Below are 21,722 nucleotides of genomic sequence, written 5' to 3'. Positions count from 1 at the left end.
GCGCTATATAAAAAGTTATATAACCAAGCATTTCAAGTATTTATTGTCTATGCTTGGTAAAAAATTGTGCGTTTCCTGTATTTATACTCAGCAAATTTGATCTAATCTTGCAAATACCTCTATCTGGTTAGTTTTCAGCAAAAAATCCATTTACAATAGACGCACTATTTTTATGGGCAACGGATTTTGTCTTGCCCAACGTTCGCCAATCTAGCGTTACCAAAACAATTAGACACATAACATGGGTGTAATATGAGCAAAAAACAGACTGAACTCGGTAAACGACGTCGGTGGGGATGGCTATGGCTATTACTGATCGGCATCATTCTTGGCGCTGCACTTCTGGCTGGTACTGCCACCGTTTTCCATAAAACCAGTGATACTACCTTCTGCGTTTCCTGCCATACCATGCAGCAGCCTTTGGCCGAGTATCAGGGCAGCGTCCACTTCCAGAACCCGAAAGGCATCCGCGCCGAATGTGCTGATTGCCACGTTCCCCATGAGCCACTGGATTACCTGTGGACTAAAATCCGGGCGGTGAAAGATATCTACGGCGAAATGGTCGGGACCATCAGCACGCCAGAGAAGTACGAAGCCCATAAGCTGGCGATGGCGCAATCGGTGTGGAAAACCCTCAAAGAGAACGACTCCGCCACCTGCCGCTCCTGCCATAATTATGACGCCATGGACATCACCGCGCAAAGTGCTGAAGCCCGCGTTCAGCATCCGGTCGCCATCAAAAACGGGGAAACCTGTATTGATTGCCACAAAGGCGTGGCCCACATCCTGCCGGATATGAGCGAGCTGACTCAAGCTGGGGCTGCCGAGCTAGCCACCGCCGCAGCACAAACACCGGCTGACGCAACCACGTTATACACCATTGCCACCGAACCTTTCTTTATGCAGGCGGGTGATAGCCATAACGCCGGTAATCTGATGCCGTCTACCGAAGTTAAGGTCGTGAAACAGCAAGGCGATCAGGTGCTAGTCGACGTGGAAGGCTGGCAGCAAGATGGCGTAGCGGAAGTCTTCTACGCTGCTCAAGGTAAACGCATCCTCAGCGTATTACTGGGCGAAGAAGCGCAGAAAGCGCTGAAAACCACGTCCTCACAAACCGATGCTGAAACCGGTCTGATCTGGCATCAGGTGGCGCTACAAGTCTGGTTACCGAAGAAACAGCTGGTTGACGATCAACAAAAAATCTGGCGCTACGCCGCCGATATGATGTCTTCCAACTGCACCGGTTGCCACGGTTTGACTGCACTGGATCGTTTCAATGCTAACCAGTGGATTGGCGTGATTAAAGGCATGGCACCGCGTACTTCCCTGACTCAGGAACAGCTACGCGTACTGACACAATACGTACAAAAACATGCCAGTGATATGCCGGCCAAGTCGTAAACGAGAGGCGAAAATGAGCAAATACGAACAAAAACAGTTACAAATGAGCCGCCGCCGTTTCCTGATGGGCACCAGCGCGTTAGCGGCGTTACCTTTAGTGGCCGGCCTGTGGCCTAAATCTGCGCTGGCAGAGGCTATTAGCCAGGCGTTGCCTCAATTTTTGGCATTGCGCCAGGCACAGAAAGGCATTCTGACCGGCGCTCACTGGGGCGCGTTTGAAGCTATTGTCGAAAATGGCCGTATGGTCGCCGTTCAGCCGGTAAAAGACGATCCCTACCCTAACGATCTGATCACCATGGCACCTTATCAGGTGCACGCGGAAAACCGCATCAAATATCCTATGGTGCGTAAAAGCTGGCTGGAAGGCGGGCCGGGTAGCCGTACTGAGCTACGTGGCCGCGATGAGTGGGTTCGTGTCAGTTGGGATAAAGCGATTGAACTGGTGTGTGGCGAAATTACCCGCGTACAGAAAGATCACGGCCCGCAGGCACTGTACGCCGGTTCTTACGGCTGGAAAAGCGTGGGAATGCTGCACAACAGCCGCACCCTGTTACAACGCCTGATGAACCTGACCGGCGGTTTCCTCGGCTATGCCGGTGACTATTCTACCGGCGCCGCGCAAGTGATTATGTCCCACGTCGTCGGCTCTATGGAGGTTTACGAGCAGCAAACCGCCTGGCCAAACGTGGTAGAAAACAGCGAGCTAGTGATCCTGTGGGGTTGTAACCCGATGATCACGCTAAAAAATAGCTGGAACATTCCGGATCACGTGGGCCAGACCGGTTTTGAAGCGCTGAAGAAAAAAGGCACCAAAGTTATCAGCATCGATCCGGTGTATAACGACAGCGCCAAATTCACTAACGCTCAATGGATCGCTCCGCGCCCTTATACCGATAGCGCGATGCTGATCGGTATCGCCCATACCTTATTGACTGAAAAATTGTATGACCCGGACTTCGTTAAGACCTACACCGTCGGCTTTGATAAATTCCAGTCCTACCTGTTAGGTGAAAATGACGGTCAACCGAAAAATGCCGAATGGGCCGCTGATATCAGTGGCGTAGATGCTGAAGTTCTGCGTCAGCTAGCGCGGGATATGGCCAAACAGCGCACAATGATCATGGGCGGCTGGGGCATTCAGCGTCAGCATCACGGAGAACAACAGCACTGGTTGCTGGTGACCGTGGCGGCAATGCTCGGCCAAATCGGCCTGCCGGGCGGCGGGTTCGGTTTCAGCTATCACTACTCTTCCGGCGGTAGCCCAACGGCCAAAGGCGGCATTTTACCGGGGATTTCCGCCGGTAATGCGCCGAAGAACTCACCGGCTCCAATTCCGGTGGCGCGTATTGCGGAATGTCTGGCTAATCCAGGTAAAACCATTGATTTTAATGGCACCAAGGTAACTTATCCCGATGTGAAAATGGTCTACGTGGCTGGCGGTAACACCTTCCACCAGCATCAGGATACCAATAAGCTGATCAAAGCCTGGCAGCATCCGGAAACCATCGTGGTGAACGAACCTTACTGGACCGCAACCGCCAAGTACGCCGACATCGTGCTACCTGCCACCACCAGCTACGAACGTAACGATCTGGAAATGGGCGGCGATTACTCGCAACTGTATGTTTTCCCGATGCATCAATGCGTACCGCCGCAGCATGAATCTCGTAACGATTTTGATATCTTCGCTGCCATGGCCGCCAGACTGGGCGTTCTCGATGCCTTTACCGACGGCAAAGACGAAACCCAGTGGCTCAAATCCATGTACGACGATATGAAATCTCAGGCCAGAACGGCGCGAGTCGCTCTGCCGCCGTTTGATATGTTCTGGCAGTCGAATAACTACGTTCGCTTCCCGATTCCAGAGGCCAATAAACAATGGATTCGTTTTGCCGATTATCGGGAAAATCCACTGTTAAACCCGCTGGGGACGCCATCCGGCAAGATCGAGATTTATTCAGATACCATTGCCAAAATGGGTTATGCCGATTGTCGGGGAATTCCTACCTGGATGCCGCCATACGAGTGGTATCGCGGGCCGGAAGCGAAAAAATACCCGTTGTCGCTCAATACCGCTCATCCGATCAACCGGTTGCACTCCCAGTTGGATAACACCCCGCTGCGGAAAAAATATGCGGTAGCCGATCGTGAAGCTATTCTGATCAACCCGCAGGATGCTAGCGCACGCGGTATTACCAACGGCGATCTGGTTCGTGCCTTTAACGATCGCGGTCAGATCCTGGTGGGCGCAGTGGTGACCGAAGACGTTCGTCCGGGCGTGATTCGCGTCAGTGAGGGAGCGTGGTTCGATCCGGCAGAACCGGCGGAACCGGGCTCTATCTGTAAAAACGGCAATATCAACTGCCTGACTTTCGATATCGGCTCATCCAGTCTGGCTCAGGGTAACTGTGGCCAGATGGCGCAGTTGGAAATTGAGAAATATACCGGTCAGGTGCTAAAAAATACCGCACATGCGGTGCCAGAAGGCGCTTAATGGTGACAACATGAAGCCAGAGGATGTACCTCTGGCTCCGCAGATAAAACATGAAAGGCGATATTCAATATCGCCTTTTTTATGCCCAAAACCAGGCGCTATTGCCCATTATGGCGCGGTGGCGGCTTCCAACTGAATCAGATACACCAAAGCCTCATCGCGGTGGGTAAAACACATATCCCGTCGAGCCTGCAGGCTGGCACACACTTTAGGCCGCTGCGGAGAGTGGAAAATGGCGCAACGCATATCAATGGCTAAATGAATACAACGGGTATTGGCAGATTTGCCGAAAGGCATACCCGGAATGGGGCTGGAAATCGAGGGGGCAATACAACAAGCACCGCAATCTGAGCGACAGTCCATCAGTGATTCTCCGGTGGGCTGGCAGAGTAGATGGCGGACAATAGCAATCGCCGTCAATAACTACCAGCACTATCCTTCCCCCGGATGATTCCGCCTCAATAACTGAGATGAATCACTCAATCGACCTGTCGATTATTTAACCAAAGTCTAAACTATAAGCATCATATAGCGATATTAATGACGCTGATGGCCGAAGTATTAACCGGCTAATTATTCAGTCTAAGTATATTCAGCTATTTACAGCGCCCCGCCACCACTGTACCATTGAGCTAGTACAAAAGAACCTTACCCTCAGCGGGTCTTTCAGGAGCAATGCATGTCAATGGACTCTACTCAGTCCCTATCCCGTCCGTCGGTTCTCGGCGGCGCGATGATCGTAGCAGGTACCGCCGTCGGCGCAGGAATGTTCTCTATTCCTATCGTGACCGCCGGCGTTTGGTTTAGCGGTTCTGTCGCGCTGCTGATCTACACTTGGGCATGTATGCTGATTTCCGGCCTGATGATCCTGGAAGCTAACCTCAACTACCCGACTGGCGCCAGTTTCCATACGGTGGTGCAGGACTTGCTGGGGCGCATGTGGAGCTCAATCAACGGCCTGTCCATTACCTTTGTGCTGTATATCCTGACTTACGCCTATATCTCGGCGGGTGGCTCCATTATCGCCCACACTCTGGACGGCATTATCGGCGTGGGGCAAACCACGTCAGGCTTAGTCTTCGCGGTGCTGGTGGCCTTTATCGTTTGGTTATCTACTCGCGCGGTAGACCGTTTGAGTACCATATTGATTGGCGGGATGGTAATCACATTCGTTATGTCCGTTGGTGATATGTATACCCATGTAAAAGCCGACGTACTGTTTAACCATAGCCAAAGCGACGCCAGCTATCTGCCCTACGCGCTCGCGGCTCTGCCTTATCTGCTGACCTCATTTGGCTATCACGGCAACGTGCCCGGTTTGGTGAAGTATTATCGCAAAGACAGTAAATCCGTGGTGCGCAGTCTGTTATTCGGCACGCTGATTGCTCTGGCGATTTATATCCTGTGGCAGTATGTGATTCAGGGCAACATCGCGCGCGATGCTTTCAAACTGGTGATTGCCGACGGCGGCAACATTGGCAGCCTGTTAAAACAGATGGATACGGTTTCCGCAGGCCCATTGACCGGTCAATTGCTGAATGCCTTCTCCTATATGGCGCTGGCCAGTTCCTTCCTCGGGGTATCACTGGGACTGTTCGACTATATCGCCGATTTCTTTAAATTCGCCGATGACGGCATTGGCCGGGCAAAATCAGCGTTAGTGACCTTTGTGCCACCCACCATCGGTGCCTTACTGTTTCCGAATGGTTTCCTGTACGCCATTGGTTTTGCCGGTCTGGCCGCCACTATTTGGGCCGTTATTGTTCCGGCACTGATGGCGCGCGCAACTCGCCGCCGCTTCCCGCAGGCCACTTACCGAGCACCGGGCGGCAGCCTGATGATCGGCTTTATCATCGCCTTTGGCCTGATTAACGCCGTGGCTCATATCTGTGCATTAATGGGCTTACTGCCGGTCTATCAATAGGTTCCAATCTTCTGCGCCGCCGGGCCAATTCCTCTCCGGCGGCACATTCTTTTTCCCGCAATAATCCGCCATCGAATCATTGCTTGTTCCAAGCCAGGTTTTCGCGCTTTTTCCTCATTCTTTTTACGCTATCTGCTTGCCTGTAGCCCGCAGCACGGGTAATTTGTCGCAACTTATCTTCAATCCTGATTGGCAGGTTATTTTTATGGCAAGAGCTAACGAAATTAAGCGCGGTATGGCAGTCAACTACAACGGCAAATTGCTGTTGGTGAAAGATATTGATGTACAAAGCCCAAGCGCCCGTGGTGCGAGTACTTTATACAAAATGCGTTTTTCAGACGTGCGTACCGGTTTGAAAGTGGAAGAGCGTTTTAAGGGCGATGATATTCTCGACACCATCACTCTAACCCGCCGCGCGGTCAACTTCTCTTATATTGACGGCGACGAATATGTCTTTATGGATGAAGAAGACTATACGCCGTACAACTTCAAAAAAGAGCAGATCGAAGAAGAACTGCTGTTTATTCCTGAAGGTGGTATGCCGGGAATGCAAGTATTGACGATGGAAGGCCAGTTGCTGGCGCTCGAATTGCCGCAGACGGTCGATATGGAAATTGTGGAAACCGCGCCGAGCATCAAGGGCGCTTCAGCCAGTGCTCGTAACAAACCGGCAATCATGAGTACCGGCCTGTCAATTCAGGTGCCCGAGTACATCAGCCCGGGTGAGAAAATCCGCATTCATATCGCAGAACGCCGTTATATGGGGCGCGCAGATTAATCTTTGCTGATTCAACGTTAAGAGCCGGTAAAACCGGCCCTTAACCATCATTATTCCACTAACCATCATTTCACTGAATTAACGCAATTCAGGGAAAAACGCTCGCTTCAGCGCTAACTCTAAGCCGCGCACTTCAGCCAAACCTTTCAAACGCCCAATTGCCGAGTAGCCCGGATTGGTTTTCTTGTGCAAATCATCCAGCATTTGGTGGCCGTGATCCGGACGCATCGGAATAGGACGCCGATCCCCTGCTCGCTGACGGCGCTGTTCTTCCGTCAGAATCGCCTTCACGACTTCATACATATCTACGTCGCCCTGCAAATGTCCGCCTTCGTGGAAGGTTTTCGGATTACCTTCACGACAGGTTGAACGCAAATGCGTGAAATGAATGCGATCGCCAAAGGTTTCGATCATCTTGACCAGATCGTTATCCGCCCGCACGCCGTAGGAACCGGTGCACATGGTAAAACCGTTGTGAATACTGTCTACGGTCTCTTTCAGCCACTGCATATCTTCAATGGTGGAAACAATGCGCGGCAGGCCAAGAATCGGACGCGGAGGATCGTCCGGATGCACCGCCATACGTAAACCTACCTGCTCCGCCACCGGCACAATTGCACGCAGGAAATAGGCCATATTCTCACGCAATTTGGCTTTGTCGATGCCGTCGTATTCAGCCAGACGAGCGCGGAACTGGTCCAGAGTATAGCCTTCTTCGGCTCCCGGTAGACCCGCAATAATATTGCCGGTCAGCCGGGCAATTTCCGCCTCGGTCATCGAATCGAAATAATCCGCTGCCTGCGCCTGTTCTTCCGCCGTATAGTCTTTAGCCGCGCCCGGACGTTTCAGAATGTGTAGTTCGAAGGTTACAAAGGCAATCTGGTCAAAACGCAGCGCTTTAGAACCGTCTGGCAGCGTGTATTCCAGATCGGTACGAGTCCAGTCCAGCACCGGCATGAAGTTGTAACACACGGTATCGATACCGCAGGCAGCCAGATTCCGCAGCGTCTGCTGGTAGTTGGCAATGTGCCTATCGACTTCACCTGAATGAGTTTTGATCTCTTCATGTACCGGCACACTTTCTACTACCGACCACACCAGACTTTTCGCCGCCAGTTCTGCCTGACGTTGTTTAATTTCTTCCACCGGCCACACTTCGCCGTTTGGAATATGGTGCAGTGCAGTTACTACGCCTGTTGCCCCAGCCTGACGGATGTCATCCAGCGAAACTGGGTCATTCGGGCCATACCAACGCCATGTTTGTTCCATCTGCTTTACCTTCTCACCTGCGTCATTGTCATCATTGAATTACCCCGTGTTACTGCACCATCGGCAATAACTGCGATGCGGGAGTCAAACTGTCTTCTTTTTCACGGTTATTCATCATCTAAAGCTCAATCCGGTATCCAAGCGGTCATAATTTCACGTATCTAACCTTTTACCGAAATGTTGTTATACCGATTATCAATAGATATCACTCAGCTTTAACCTTACTCTTTAGTGAAAAAGTGTCAAAAAGCAAAAGTATATTGGTTGATCCACCTCACGAATATGACCAATTTTGGACTAACCAATTTTAATTTCTATCATATCGCTTTACACTGCAAGCCGCTAATCATGACAAGCAGCGGAAAAACCTCTCCCTGATAGAGAGGGTTAGCCCAGAGAAGCAGACTTACCAAACTGGTCCAACACCTTTCCAGCTTGCCTATATTTGATACCGGTTCCCAGACGCTCAGGCGAACATTTGGGAAGGTAAACCATTCTGGAGCTTATGTATGAAGACCCTTGCCAATAGCCCGCTTCCCGGCGCCGTCCGCCTTCCGACTTACGATCGTAGCCAGTTGAAAAGCCGTATCGTTCACCTGGGTTTCGGTGCCTTCCATCGCGCTCATCAGGCGTTATTGACCGATCGGGTGCTGAATCAGCTGGGCGGTGACTGGGGGATTTGTGAAGTCAGTCTGTTCGGCGGGGATACCCTGATTCAGGACTTACGTAAGCAAGACCATCTGTATTCCGTGCTGGAAAAAGGTGCCGAAGGCAATCAGGCCATAGTGGTTGGCGCAGTACGCGAATCTCTGCATGCCCGTTTAGACGGTATCATGGCGGTGTTGGATAAATTGGCTGAACCCCAGGTCGCCATTGTCTCCCTGACTATCACTGAAAAAGGCTACTGCATTGAACCCGGCAGCGGTCAGTTAGATCTCAATCATCCGATGGTTCAGGCCGATCTGGCCGTACCGGAAGCGCCAACCTCTGCACCCGGCGTGCTGGTTGAAGCGCTGCGCCTGCGTCGTTTACGCGGTTTGCCGCCTTTCACCGTACTTTCTTGCGATAACATTCCAGAAAATGGCGATGTGGCTCGCAGTACGGTACTGAGCCTCGCCGCCGTTCGCGATCCGGAACTGGCCGAATGGATCCGCCAGAACGTCACTTTCCCCAATACCATGGTGGATCGCATCGTACCGGCCGCAACCAATGAAACGCTGCATGAAATCGCCGCCGAACTGGGCGTAGCCGATCCCTGCGGCATAGCCTGCGAGCCATTTATTCAATGGGTTATCGAAGATAAATTTGTTGCCGGACACCCAAACTGGCAGGCCGTCGGCGCTCAGTTAGTGGCTGATGTACTGCCCTTTGAAGAAATGAAATTGCGCATGCTGAACGGCAGCCATTCTTTCTTGGCTTACTTAGGTTATCTGGCGGGTTATCAACATATTAGCGATTGTATGACCGATGCCAACTATGTGCGTGCCGCTCGTCAGTTGATGATGGCAGAACAGGCACCAACGCTTAGCGTCGAAAATACCGATCTAGGTGCATATGCAGATAGCCTTATCGAACGTTACCGCAATCCTTCGCTGAAACACCGCACCTGGCAAATCGCGATGGACGGCAGCCAAAAACTGCCGCAGCGAATGCTGGATTCCGTGCGTTGGCATCTGAAAAACGGCGGACCTTACGCCTGTCTGGCGCTGGGCATTGCAGGCTGGATGCGTTATGTCGGCGGTATTGACGATGCAGGTCAGGAAATTGATATTCGCGATCCAATGCTGGAAAGTTTTAAAGCCTGCGTCGCGGAAACCAGAGACGGCGCAGAACGAGTGCAGGCTTTGCTGGCACTAAAAAGCATCTTCGGCGAAGAGCTGCCGCAGCGGGCTGAATTTGTCGCTGCCGTCACTCAGGCTTATGTTCAGTTACAACAAAATGGCGCCAAAGAAACGGTGCGCGTCCTGTTAGAGAAAGCCTGATCAATCCAATGCCACTGGCCGTCTAAGGCGATCAGTGGCATTGTCGCAAAGCATTCCCATTTATTGTTTAGCCGCTATTGTTTAGCCGCGCTATTAATTTTATTCACACCATCTATCCCCAACTTATCCCTGCCCGTTATTTATCCGTTATCTGATAATGTTGGCACCGATTCAAACAAAAAACCGTCAAAATCAGGATGATCGGAATCGGAAATTTCTAACAAAATATTCTTCACGTTTTCCAAATGCTGCCACATAGCCTGTTTGGCCGCCTTGCTGTCCCGCCGTAACACCGCTTGCAAGATCTTTTGATGATCCTCCAGCCATTGCCAACGGTAGCTGAAATCGGCAACGTGCAGGTGAACGCCCTGCCACATCACGCTGGTATCCCTCGCCTGCCAAGCTTCCCGCACCATACTGGCCAATACGCTATTTTGTGTCGATTGCGCCAGAAGATTATGAAAAAGCTCATCGGCACTTTCATCTATTTGTCCGGCTTCTAGCGACAGCCTTTCCTGCTCTATCGCCTGCCGCATTTTGAGAATATCGGCCTTGGTGGCCTGCAATGCAGCAAAAGCGGCAACTTCACTTTCCAGCAGTTGCCTGGCCTGTAGCAATTCAAACGGTCCATACCCGCTATCAATAATTTCGGGCTGCTCATCATCAGCATTTTTTTCTGGTTTGCTAAGCACATACACGCCCGAGCCTTTCCGGACTTCCACCCGTTGTTCCAGCTCAAGCATAATGAGCGCTTCCCGCACCACACTGCGGCTGACCTGAAATGTTTCTGCAATATCTCGCTCTGGCGGTAGGCGATCGCCTGCGATATATTCACCCGCATTCAGTGCATCGCGCAGTTTCCCGCCGACTTCTTGGTATAAACGCATTATTTTATTACCTGAATCTAGCCTGTTTAACAGTACCAAGCTGAATTGGCCTGACCAAAAAGGTGGGTTTAACCGATAATATCCCTATATGTGACTGGAAGTATAACATCTGGTCCGACAGAAAAATCGGCAGAGCTGCGCAGAGGCTCACAGAAAGGCAAAGAATTATGCTACAGATTAGCCCGATTTAATTAAATCGGGCTGCTAGCGTTGAATGGATAAGCGTTGGTTTGTCAGAGATAATTATTCTTTTAGCTACGACTGTTCTTTTAGCAATAGCTATTCTTTCAGCGATAATTAATGGTGACAATAGCCAGATTGCGTTCTTTATTCAGCCATTGAACTTCTGAAGTGCCCAGATTCCCCGGTAAGTTGGAAGTTGTGTTCATGCCCGTCGTGATAACTTGACGTTGAGAAAGGTTTTTTCCGTTGCTATAACATCGGGTTGCCAGAGTTTGTGCAGAAAAATCAATCTGGCAGGGTGCATCTACAATGGAGCCAGTAAAGCGAACGATACCGCTGGTGGCTGTGCCATAAGCCAATGCGGTCCATGAAAATAAAACCAGTGCGACGCTGAGTACTCGATATTGACCCATGTTCACCTCAAAATCCGCTAAGACTCAATTAAAGAGTAGAGGATTTCGCTCAAAACAATGGTGTTGATAAGGCATTATTTACTACCTTAATCGGCGCATAACCCATTAAAATAGTTAAATTATCAACGTCAGTCGTTAGCCTATTCAGGCTCTGCATTAAGAGTTGTCTTAATAACTGATTGATTATTAAGCTACTTAATAAATTATATTTTTAAGCGCATGATGTGACAGTTCCGCTGCCTTTATTTTTCGGTATGCTTAACGCAACGTTTTTTTACTGGGAGCATGTGGTGACAAAAACCAATCTGATTACCGGTTTTCTTGGCAGCGGTAAAACCACCCTGATTCGCCAGTTATTGGCGCAAAAACCCGAACATGAAAAATGGGCGGTGCTAGTTAATGAGTTTGGAGAAATTGGCATCGATGGCGCGTTATTATCCGATAGTGGCGCGATACTAAAAGAAATCCCCGGCGGCTGTATGTGCTGCGTGAATGGTTTACCTATGCAAGTGGGATTGAATATGCTGCTACAGCAGGCCAAACCGGATCGGTTATTAATCGAACCCACCGGTTTGGGTCATCCAAAGCAAATTTTGTCTCTGTTAACCGCCGATATTTATCAGCCCTGGATTAGTCTTAGCGCCACGCTGTGCCTGCTGGATGCCCGCCAATTACATGATGAACGCTACACTGAAAACGAGAATTTCCGCGACCAGCTAGCCGCAGCGGATGTCATTATTGCCAGTAAGCAAGATACTTATATCGATACCGACCGTCAGGCATTGGCAAAATGGCAGCAAGCTCAGAATTCGCAGCGTCCGCTATATTTCTCTGATTCGGGAAAAATAGCTATTTCCGTATTGGATATTCTGCATACCAATAAGACCCAACTGCCGGATGCACGCCATCATCACGGAGAATCATCCCCAAAAAAAGGCCTGGCTGCATTAAACCTGAGCGGTAGCGAACCCTGGCGCAGAGCGCTTAACCAGGGGCAAGGTTATACTAGCTGCGGTTGGGTATTTAACAGCGAGGCGATATTTGACACCGTGCCGTTGCTTGAATGGGTTCGTTTGAGTCCGGTAGAACGTGTTAAAGGCGTGATGCGTATTCCCGAAGGCGCGTTGGTGGTTAATCGGCAGGGGAATGATTTACAAATTGAGACCCGCCCCACTCCGCCGCCAGACAGTCGAATTGAAGTGATTTCTTCCGGAGACAACGACTGGAATAAGCTACAGGGCAATTTGTTGAATATTCGTTTACATAAGTAGGTATAATGCCCGACGTATTTTTATCTGCGTTACTGTTTTAAACATCTAATTATATATAGGCCTTCGCATGACCCGCCGCAATTTACCGACAATCTTGATGCTCAACCTATTGGGTATAGCCCTGTTCCTATCCTGGTACTTACCTGAAAATCATGGTTGGTGGTTCGGCCCCGATTCCGCCATTTTCCATTACTTCAATGAGCGCCTGCTTTCCAGCCCAACCTTCCTACATGTGGTGGCGGTAACCAATAACCGTGCCTTCGACGTTATTTCTCTGCTGTGCATGGGCACGCTGTACATGTATTTTTTCTTAAAAGAAAATCCGGCAGGACGCCGTCGTTTAATCGTAATGGGTTTTGTGATGTTACTGACGGCCGTATTTCTTAACCAGCTCGGACATTTATTACCGGTTAAACGCCCAAGCCCGACGCTGGTATTTGAGAATATCAACCGCGTTAGCGAGCTTATTGGTATCCCAACCAAAGACGCCTCCAGCGATAGCTTCCCCGGCGACCATGGCATGATGTTAATCATATTCGCCTGCTTCATGCTGCGCTATTTCTCACGCGGGGCTTTTGCCATTGCGTTGATTATCGCCATCGTGTTCTCTCTGCCAAGAATAATGATCGGCGCCCATTGGTTTACTGATATTGCCGTCGGCGCGCTTTCCGTTGTATTGGTCGGTGCCAGTTGGATATTACTCACGCCAGCCAGCGATCGAATCATTGACTGGATAAATCAACGTCTGCCGAGCGCACAGCGTCCACGGCTCTGATACGTATTTCCACGCCACGGGGAGTCGCCGCTCCCCGTTAGATCTCGATTAAATCTATTTCCGTATTTTTGCTGATCGACATATCAATCGTCTTTTTTGGAATAGCGCCATCGGTTATCACGCCGTCAAACTGCGTCAAATCGGCAACCTTATGGAATGAGAACTTATTGAACTTAATCCCTTCTGCAATCAAATAACTTTTTTCTGAACAAAGCATTAGCTGCTGCTTCATTCTTACGTTATCAAGACGGGGCACGGAAACTCCGTGTACCAAGTCAAAGTGCTCGTTTGAAATAAAAGACACATCAAACTTATAGCGGCCAATTTACCAGATGGTTTCTTCCCCATAGGTAAACTCGCAGCTATTCCCTATATTTCCCCTAATAAGGATGATTTGACTCTGAGGAAAATCTTCCAGGGACACATGCATCTATAGCAACCCGACCATAGAACCTGTTAATGTTCGGATACTTTATGACCAGGGAGCGGATATTCCGTCGCACTGTACGAGGAGAAATGTGCCGTGTCTCGCTAATCCCTTGAATAAATAACGAGTAGTGATCCTTCAGCAATTTATGGAGATCATCTTGACGTTTTAAGGTTTGATTATGTGACAGCATACGGCTCTCGGTTGGTTAATTAATGGATTGATTCTTTTCGAAAAAATTAATCACCTTGACCAAAGTATCTTCCCCACCATGGCTACCAGCGTTGGTGACAAATTCACTGCGAGTCACACCCAAACCGCAAGACATTTCCCCAGCTCAACGGTACATTTTTTATTTGGTAGAGCAGTGCAAAGAACAACAAAGTTAGAAAGGAGTCGAATTAAAAATTTCTTCTATTTTAGAACCGCTATTTCGACGAAAATCGCATCGATCGCCTTAAAGATAAACCAATATGTTCGTTATCATATTCCAAATATTAAATCGTTGAGCGCTGAAACAAGGTGATAGAAAAACTGCAACCTGCGCAGATAACCACGGTTATGACTGAAGTTGATTAAGTGGTTATTAAACCCTAAAAGGGTGACACAAATCACATTACACTTTTACTGACAGCCTAATTAGCCATTAGAACGCACATATCCTTCCAAGGATACTCAGCGCTATTTATCTATATCAGGTTACCCATATCAGAATAAACAATGCACGCAATGCGCAAATAGAAGATTCGTCAGATACCTCCAGAGGCAATAAATTAGGAATACTCCCAAAAAGACCTGCTTTTGTTTACAAGTTAAATGCCTTGCTGGTCATGATTTACTTTTCCCTTGCCCAAATTGTTTTGGTACATATTCATGCATAATTTTTAGAGAGCTATATTAGTGTACAAAAGTTCGTCATGACGAGGAGAGCAATGATAAGCAAGTTATTTACCTTTAAAACAATAAGTTAAACTGGTTTTTGATGTATCTGATTGCTAATCGAGTAAGGAATAAAATATAACATTATGTTACATCAGGATTTCTTATAAGAATCTGTGCAAAAATACTCGCCTTTTATAAGTCAATCCGGTAACCTCGAAAAAGTTTGCGCTCGAATATCAGCATTTTGCGCTTAATCCAATAAAAATTGTGCGTCTCTGCACATTTATTCGTTTAAGTTATTGTCTGATCGATGTGTGAACCCTAGTCTCACTTCGTTTGGCATTTTTTAGTGGCGATATCCGTCGTAAGGACAGCAAGGGAAAACAATAACAATGGTCAAGTCTCAACCTATTATGAGATACATTCTGCGGTTAATACCTGCAGTAGCTGCCGCGGTCATGTTATCCGCGTGTAGCTCGAACAACGCTTCGAATCTACAAAATACGCAAACTGAGATGCGTGCAGTTAATGATAAAAACGGTCTTTTACTGCAAGCCTCTCAGGATGAATTCGAAGCGATGGTTCGCAACGTTGACATCAAGTCAAAGATTTTAGAACAGTACGCAGGTTGGAAAGGGGTTCGCTATCGCTTAGGCGGCAGCAGCAAACGCGGTATTGATTGTTCCGCTTTTGTACAACTGACTTTCCGCGAACAATTTGGCATGGATTTACCGCGCTCAACCTCAGAGCAGCAGGATATTGGTAAAAAAATCCAGCGTACAAAACTGCGCCCCGGTGATCTTGTGCTGTTCCGCGCAGGTTCGACAGGACGCCATGTAGGTATTTATCTGGGTAACGATAAATTTGTCCACGCTTCGACCAGTGTCGGTGTGACAATTTCGAACCTGACCGATACTTACTGGAATAAGCGTTATCAAGATGGCCGCCGCGTACTGAGTAACCGCACGCAAAGCTAATTGAGACAGTTCCCTGCTTGCTCAGAAATGCCAAACGAAGTGATAAAACGCTGCCCTTGTCGCAGCGTTTTTTGCTGTTGAACCTGCAACGCCTTCAGATTAGTTCCCTTATGCTGTAGGAAACGTCCTTTTTCTGCTCAATGGGGTTCACAATCCCTCATTCTCTTGTAGAATCGCCGACGAGAAACAGCTAAGGCTTACTCTGTTTCCTTGTTTGATGTTGATTAAACCAACCGCAGCATATTGTTCCAACTTAGCTTAGGTAAAAATCATATTAATAATTAAAGTTAGACATTATTAAGTCTATTTAATACATTTTTGCCATTAAGTCAGTTTAAAATATTAAATTTTATTTATTAGTCTAATATCAGCTCTGAAGCATCGAGGCTAATACCAAACCAGTAGCGCTTCACCGCTAAGATATTTATACTTATAATTACTTTTTTCATCGGGTCAGGGAGTCGCGTTATCATGGGTTCAAAAAATGCGTTCTTTCGCAATATTGTATCCCCGCGCCGCCTGATTAAAAAAAGTGCCACTATTTCTCTGATATTCTTTATTTGTTTTGTTACCGTTACTCTGTCTTTTCTTTATCGTAACAGTGAGAAAAGATTATCTGCCCAGAGCGAGCAAATAGTCGCTTACTCCTCGCATTTCTTAAATGACTTAACCACCACCATGTCTCAGCTGATTCCATTAACGGAGAAATCCTGCAAGTTAGCGGAGCCTGCACTGCAATATAAGGCAGCGTTTACGAACGGCGTGCGGACATTCTTACTGGTACGAAATGGTTTCACTTATTGCTCGTCGGCTACCGGCGAAATGCATGTCAGTAGTAACGCTATTTACCCAAAACTTAATTTATACCAGACTCTGGATTTCAAGCTTCAGCAGGGTACGCCTATTCTGCCAGATAAACCGGCGGTCGCCGTTTGGCTACGTCAGCCTGGCCGCGGAAATACCGGCGTATTGACAACTTTAGAGTTAAACCTGCGTCCTTATTTATTGCTTAACTTTAATGATAAGGGCGTCAACGGTATGGCGATTATTATTGGCAACCAGGCCGTGACAACCTTTAATGCCAAAGTCATTCCAATTGAACAACTGCCCGACACAGCCTCTCGCGAGATCCAGATTCCGGGTTATCCCATCAAGTTACTATTGTATAGCGTCAATTTCACAGCCAGTGATATTCGGATAATTTTACTTGGCGGATTATTATTGGCCGCCTTTGTCGGAATTTCTGCCTATTACATTATGTCCAACCGCCAAAACCCCGAGGCCGAGATTCTGCGCGGTATGAAGCGCGGTGAATTCTTTATCGAATATCAACCGGTATTCGAAGCAACCAGCCGTAAAATGTCCGGGCTGGAAGCGCTGGTGCGTTGGGAGCACCCGACTGAGGGTCGTATTCCGCCGGATTTGTTTATTCCCGTTGTCGAAGCTCAGGGTTTGATACAACAACTAACCCAGCATTTGTTTGATTTAATTATTGCGGATGCGGCCAGAATGGTTGGTTCCATTCCCACCGGCACCAAACTGGCGTTTAATATTTCACCACTTCATTTAGGTGAGCCGACATTCCGTGAGGATGTTTTAAGTTTGTTAGCGCGGTTACCCTTAGATACCTTCGACCCTATATTTGAAATAACCGAACGTGGGATGGTAGAAGAAGAACAAGCTATTTCCCAATTCGCCTGGCTGCGTGAGCACGGCGTGAAAATTGCCGTAGATGATTTTGGTACCGGACACAGCGCGCTAATTTATCTGGAACGCTTCACGCTAGACTATATTAAGATCGATCGGGCATTTATCAATAATATCGGATTTGAAACCCTTACCGCGCCCGTTTTAGACTCCGTATTGATACTGGCGAAGAATTTGAAAATTGAAACCGTGGCCGAAGGAATTGAGACCGAGCAACAGGCACAATATCTGATTGCTCACGGCGTTCACTTCCTGCAAGGTTATTTACTCAGCAGGCCGTTAACGCTGGAGAAATTGCTGAAGTTTTGTAATGAAAACAAATTTCTTTAATGTTTGCCTTCGTACCCGGACAGCTGGTAGTTTTACTTGAAACAGTTGCTATGTAGGTTTGTCGCAGGGGTTCACCGTTATCATGCTATTACGGGCATTCACCGCACTAATATTTGCTACTTTCAGTCTAGGATTGCATGCAGAAACGCTAAACGAAGGCGTGGCATTCTCAATTTTGGGCGAGCCAAAATATTCCGCTGATTTCACTCATTTTGATTATGTTAATCCGGCGGCACCCAAAGGCGGCAATATTACGCTGTCCGCCATTGGCACCTTTGATAACTTTAACCGCTTTGCCCTACGCGGCGTGCCTGCGGTTGGCTTTGAACGCCTGTACGATAGCCTGTTTACCAGTTCTGACGATGAAATCGGCAGCTATTATCCGCTGATTGCCGAATCTGCTCGCTACCCTGCGGATATGCGCTGGGTCGAAATTGATATCAACCCTCACGCTCGCTTCCACGACAATGTTCCTATTACCGCCAACGACGTCGAATTTACCTTTAATAAGTTAATGACCGAAGGCGTTCCTCAATTTCGCATCGCTTATAAAGACGTGAAGGTTAAAGCCATTTCCCGCCTGACGGTGCGCATTGAGTTCCCAGAGCCGGGTAAAGATAAGTTGCTGAGTATGTTGGGGCTGCCGGTTTTACCCGCGCACGACTGGCAGAACCGTAAACTGGGAGAGCCGTTAAGCAAGCCGCCGCTAGGCAGCGGCCCTTACCGCATTGGCGATTACCGCATTGGCCAATATATTACCTATCAACGAGTGCGCGACTATTGGGCGGCCAATTTGCCCGTCAATCGCGGAATGTATAATTTTGACTCCATCCGTTACGATTATTATTTAGACGATAAAGTCGCACTGGAAGCCTTTAAATCCGGTGCCTTTGACCTGCGGGAAGAAACGTCGCCCAAAAGCTGGGCATCGCAGTATGTTGGTAGCAATTTCGCCAAAAACTACATCATTAAGCAGGATTTAGAGGATAAATCGGCACAAAATACCCGTTGGATGGCTTTTAATATCCAACGTCCGCTATTTAGCGATCGGCGCGTACGTCAGGCGCTCACCCTAGCCTTTGATTTCGACTGGATGAATAAAGCTTTCTATTTCAACAGTTACCAACGCACCAACAGTTTTTTCCAAAATACCGACTATGCGGCTACCGGTTATCCCGATAGCGCGGAATTAGCCTGGCTAGCACCGCTAAAAGGCAAGATACCCGACGAAGTTTTCAGCAAAATCTATCAACCACCTTCCAGCGACGGTAGTGGCAACGATCGGGATAACCTGCTGAAAGCGCGCGAACTCTTGCAGCAAGCCGGCTGGGAAGTGAAAAACCAGCGGTTGGTTAATAGCAAAACGGGGCAACCTTTTGTCTTCGAAATGCTGTTACTCAGCGGCAGCAATTTCCAATACGTGCTGCCGTTCAAACATAACCTGCAACGTTTGGGCATCACCATGAATATTCGCGAGGTAGATAGTTCACAGTACCTTAGCCGCCTGCGCAGCCGCGATTTCGATATGCTCCCGGCGGTTTATCCCGCCTTCACTTACCCAAGCACTTATCTGCGGCTATATTGGAGCTCAGAATATATTGATTCTACGTATAACCGTCCGGGCGTCAGCGATCCGGCTATTGATTCTCTGATTCAGCAAATTATTAGCCATCAGGGGCAACCGGAGGCCCTACTCTCCCTTGGTCGCGCGCTGGATCGAGTGCTGACATGGAATAACTTTATGATTCCTATGTGGTATTCCAATCACACCCGTTTTGCTTATTGGGATAAATTCTCTATGCCTGCGGTGCGCCCAACCTATTCTCTGGGCTTTGATAGCTGGTGGTTCGACGTAAATAAAGCGGCTCATTTGCCGGCTGAACGGCGCTAAGGAGCAACATATGGGCGCTTATTTATTACGTCGTTTATTATTGGTTATCCCAACGCTGTGGGCGATCATCACTATCAATTTCTTTATTGTGCAAATCGCTCCCGGCGGGCCGGTGGATCAGGCCATAGCTAATATCGAATTTGGCCAGCACAGCGGTTTGAACAGTGCTTCAGACGGGAATCTGGGCGGCGCGAAAGTCGGCGTGAACGCCGGGCCATTAGGGGAAGGACAATATCGCGGCTCACGCGGACTCGACCCAGAAGTCATAGCGGAAATTAAACAGCGCTTCGGTTTCGATAAGCCTCTGCATGAACGTTATTTCGATATGCTCTGGCGCTATGCCCGCTTTGATTTTGGCGACAGCCTGTTTCGCGGCGAAACCGTGATGGGGTTGATAAAAAGCAGCCTGCCCGTGTCGATAACCCTGGGGTTATGGAGCACCCTGATTATTTACCTGGTATCCATTCCGTTGGGAATTAAAAAAGCGGTGCGCAGCGGATCGGCCTTCGATACTTGGAGCAGCACGCTAATTATTATCGGTTATGCCATTCCCTCCTTCCTGTTCGCTATTTTGCTGATCGTGGTATTTGCCGGCGGTAGTTATTTCGATTGGTTCCCGCTGCGCGGCCTGGTATCCAGTAATTTTGATACCCTACCCTGGTACGGGAAGATTACTGATTATCTGTGGCATATCACACTGCCGGTGCTGGCTACCGTGATCGGCGGCTTTGCGACTCTGACCATGTTGACCAAGAATTCCTTTCTGGATGAAATTCGAAAGCAGTACGTGGTAACCGCTCGCGCCAAAGGTTTGAGCGAAGATAAAATTCTGTATCGTCACGTGTTCCGCAATGCGATGTTATTAGTTATCGCCGGTTTCCCCGCCACCTTTATCAGTATGTTCTTCACCGGTTCACTATTGATAGAAGTGATGTTTTCTCTGAATGGTCTGGGCCTACTGGGCTACGACGCCACGCTACAACGAGATTATCCGGTCATGTTTGGCACTCTGTATATTTTCACGCTAATTGGCTTATTACTGAATATTATCAGTGACATTACGTACACGCTGGTTGACCCACGCATTGATTTCGAGGGCCGCCAATGAAACCACTCAGCGCCATCAATCGTGCCCGTTGGGCGCGTTTCAAACACAACCGACGCGGTTATTGGTCACTGTGGATTTTTTTGACGCTGTTTATCATCAGTTTATTCGCAGAACTTATTGCTAACGATAAGCCCCTGCTGGTCAGCTATCAGGGCAAACTCTATATGCCCTTTATGGTGAACTACGATGAAACCGCCTTTGGCGGTATTCTAACTACCGCCGCCGACTATCAAGACCCTTACGTAATAGGCCGTATCGAAGACCACGGCTGGGCAATATGGGCGCCGATTCGCTTTGGTAATAACACCATAAACTTCTCCACGCAGGTTCCCTTCCCTTCTCCGCCCGATCGCCACAATTTATTAGGCACGGACAGCAACGGCGGTGACGTATTGGCTAAGGTTATCTATGGCTTTCGTATTTCCATGCTGTTTGGCATAACCCTGACGCTATTTTCCAGCGTGATAGGCATTTGCGTCGGGGCGGTGCAGGGCTATTACGGTGGAAAAATCGATTTATGGGGGCAACGATTTATTGAAGTTTGGTCAGGTATGCCAACGTTATTTTTAGTGATTTTGCTGTCCAGCATTATTCAACCCAATTTCTGGTGGCTGCTGGCGATTACCGTTTTATTCGGCTGGATGGCGCTGGTTGGCGTGGTGCGCGCCGAGTTTTTACGTGCCCGCAACTACGATTATATTCGGGCAGCCCGCGCGATGGGCGTGCGCGATCGGGTGATTATGTCGCGCCATATGCTACCAAATGCGATGGTAGCAACTCTGACATTCCTGCCGTTTATTCTTTGTGGGTCTATTACCACGCTAACCTCACTGGATTTTCTCGGATTTGGCCTGCCGATCGGCTCACCATCGTTGGGAGGGCTCTTGTTGGAAGGGAAAAACAATCTGCAAGCCCCTTGGTTAGGATTAACCGCATTTATCGCGTTGGCGATGCTGCTTTCCCTATTAATTTTCATCGGCGAAGCGGTGCGTGACGCTTTCGACCCAAGTAAGGCGTATTGAT

The 21,722-nt window shown here is 48.7% G+C and carries 18 protein-coding genes; 12 read left to right on the top strand and 6 right to left on the bottom strand.

What is annotated here, in order from left to right; translation table 11 throughout:
- The first annotated feature begins 252 nt into the window (after positions 1–252).
- A complete protein-coding gene (locus tag ACQ4OC_RS06755) occupies positions 253–1,401 on the top strand; it encodes a NapC/NirT family cytochrome c (protein ID WP_064517439.1) in 1,149 nt (382 codons plus the stop codon).
- A gap of 13 nt (positions 1,402–1,414) precedes the next feature.
- Positions 1,415–3,895 carry a trimethylamine-N-oxide reductase TorA gene (torA, locus tag ACQ4OC_RS06750; RefSeq protein WP_430971036.1) on the top strand — a complete coding sequence of 827 codons (2,481 nt, stop codon included), beginning with the start codon at positions 1,415–1,417 and terminating at the stop codon, positions 3,893–3,895.
- Between the two features lie 108 nt (positions 3,896–4,003).
- Here torA and ACQ4OC_RS06745 read toward each other — a convergent pair whose 3' ends face one another.
- On the bottom strand, positions 4,004–4,258 hold the full coding sequence (locus tag ACQ4OC_RS06745; protein WP_064517433.1) for a YkgJ family cysteine cluster protein: 255 nt from the start codon (positions 4,256–4,258) through the stop codon (positions 4,004–4,006).
- A gap of 316 nt (positions 4,259–4,574) precedes the next feature.
- Here ACQ4OC_RS06745 and mtr point away from each other — a divergent pair, with 316 nt between their 5' ends.
- Together mtr and yeiP are read left to right on the top strand one after the other, a co-directional pair.
- Positions 4,575–5,819, top strand: coding sequence for a tryptophan permease (gene mtr / locus ACQ4OC_RS06740; RefSeq protein ID WP_064517430.1), 1,245 nt, complete (start codon positions 4,575–4,577; stop codon positions 5,817–5,819).
- A 205-nt stretch (positions 5,820–6,024) separates the two neighbouring features.
- Positions 6,025–6,597 (top strand): elongation factor P-like protein YeiP, encoded by a 573-nt coding sequence (yeiP, locus tag ACQ4OC_RS06735; protein ID WP_049597106.1) that lies wholly within the window; start codon positions 6,025–6,027, stop codon positions 6,595–6,597.
- A 78-nt stretch (positions 6,598–6,675) separates the two neighbouring features.
- On the opposite strand, the gene uxuA is transcribed toward yeiP, so the two are convergent.
- Positions 6,676–7,866: a mannonate dehydratase gene (gene uxuA / locus ACQ4OC_RS06730; protein ID WP_064517428.1), complete on the bottom strand. Its 1,191-nt coding sequence runs from the start codon at positions 7,864–7,866 to the stop codon at positions 6,676–6,678.
- A 509-nt stretch (positions 7,867–8,375) separates the two neighbouring features.
- On the opposite strand from uxuA, the gene ACQ4OC_RS06725 reads away from it, so the two are divergent.
- Complete coding sequence (locus tag ACQ4OC_RS06725; RefSeq protein WP_064517425.1) at positions 8,376–9,848, top strand: mannitol dehydrogenase family protein; 1,473 nt, start codon at positions 8,376–8,378, stop codon at positions 9,846–9,848.
- A gap of 140 nt (positions 9,849–9,988) precedes the next feature.
- On the opposite strand, the gene ACQ4OC_RS06720 is transcribed toward ACQ4OC_RS06725, so the two are convergent.
- Both ACQ4OC_RS06720 and ACQ4OC_RS06715 read right to left on the bottom strand, forming a co-directional pair.
- Entirely contained in the window at positions 9,989–10,735 is a 747-nt protein-coding gene (locus ACQ4OC_RS06720; protein ID WP_064517423.1) for an FCD domain-containing protein, read from the bottom strand.
- A gap of 287 nt (positions 10,736–11,022) precedes the next feature.
- Complete coding sequence (locus tag ACQ4OC_RS06715) at positions 11,023–11,331, bottom strand: hypothetical protein (protein WP_064517420.1); 309 nt, start codon at positions 11,329–11,331, stop codon at positions 11,023–11,025.
- Between the two features lie 290 nt (positions 11,332–11,621).
- On the opposite strand from ACQ4OC_RS06715, the gene ACQ4OC_RS06710 reads away from it, so the two are divergent.
- A complete protein-coding gene (locus ACQ4OC_RS06710) occupies positions 11,622–12,602 on the top strand; it encodes a CobW family GTP-binding protein (RefSeq protein ID WP_430971035.1) in 981 nt (326 codons plus the stop codon).
- Positions 12,603–12,669: 67 nt separating this feature from the next.
- A complete protein-coding gene (locus ACQ4OC_RS06705; protein ID WP_064517417.1) occupies positions 12,670–13,377 on the top strand; it encodes a phosphatase PAP2 family protein in 708 nt (235 codons plus the stop codon).
- Positions 13,378–13,414: 37 nt separating this feature from the next.
- Here ACQ4OC_RS06705 and ACQ4OC_RS06700 read toward each other — a convergent pair whose 3' ends face one another.
- Together ACQ4OC_RS06700 and ACQ4OC_RS06695 are read right to left on the bottom strand one after the other, a co-directional pair.
- Positions 13,415–13,681 carry a DeoR/GlpR family DNA-binding transcription regulator gene (locus ACQ4OC_RS06700; RefSeq protein WP_071925610.1) on the bottom strand — a complete coding sequence of 89 codons (267 nt, stop codon included), beginning with the start codon at positions 13,679–13,681 and terminating at the stop codon, positions 13,415–13,417.
- Positions 13,682–13,757: 76 nt separating this feature from the next.
- Complete coding sequence (locus ACQ4OC_RS06695) at positions 13,758–13,997, bottom strand: DeoR family transcriptional regulator (protein ID WP_071925609.1); 240 nt, start codon at positions 13,995–13,997, stop codon at positions 13,758–13,760.
- A gap of 1,081 nt (positions 13,998–15,078) precedes the next feature.
- On the opposite strand from ACQ4OC_RS06695, the gene mepS reads away from it, so the two are divergent.
- From mepS to ACQ4OC_RS06670, 5 genes are all read left to right on the top strand, one after another.
- Positions 15,079–15,663: a bifunctional murein DD-endopeptidase/murein LD-carboxypeptidase gene (gene mepS, locus ACQ4OC_RS06690; RefSeq protein ID WP_064517412.1), complete on the top strand. Its 585-nt coding sequence runs from the start codon at positions 15,079–15,081 to the stop codon at positions 15,661–15,663.
- Between the two features lie 471 nt (positions 15,664–16,134).
- Positions 16,135–17,700: a cyclic di-GMP phosphodiesterase gene (locus ACQ4OC_RS06685; RefSeq protein WP_430971034.1), complete on the top strand. Its 1,566-nt coding sequence runs from the start codon at positions 16,135–16,137 to the stop codon at positions 17,698–17,700.
- Positions 17,701–17,782: 82 nt separating this feature from the next.
- A complete protein-coding gene (locus ACQ4OC_RS06680; RefSeq protein ID WP_120806295.1) occupies positions 17,783–19,591 on the top strand; it encodes an extracellular solute-binding protein in 1,809 nt (602 codons plus the stop codon).
- Positions 19,592–19,601: 10 nt separating this feature from the next.
- Positions 19,602–20,699: a microcin C ABC transporter permease YejB gene (locus ACQ4OC_RS06675; RefSeq protein ID WP_064517405.1), complete on the top strand. Its 1,098-nt coding sequence runs from the start codon at positions 19,602–19,604 to the stop codon at positions 20,697–20,699.
- Positions 20,696–21,721 (top strand): ABC transporter permease, encoded by a 1,026-nt coding sequence (locus tag ACQ4OC_RS06670; protein ID WP_064517402.1) that lies wholly within the window; start codon positions 20,696–20,698, stop codon positions 21,719–21,721. Before ACQ4OC_RS06675 ends, ACQ4OC_RS06670 begins: the two co-directional genes overlap by 4 nt.
- The last annotated feature ends 1 nt before the right edge of the window (position 21,722 follow it).

The organism is Yersinia sp. J1 (assembly GCF_050586585.1).
In the GTDB taxonomy this organism is placed as follows: domain Bacteria; phylum Pseudomonadota; class Gammaproteobacteria; order Enterobacterales; family Enterobacteriaceae; genus Yersinia; species Yersinia entomophaga.
Note: the sequence above shows the minus strand (reverse complement) of the source record. Positions and strands in the feature narration are given on the sequence as shown.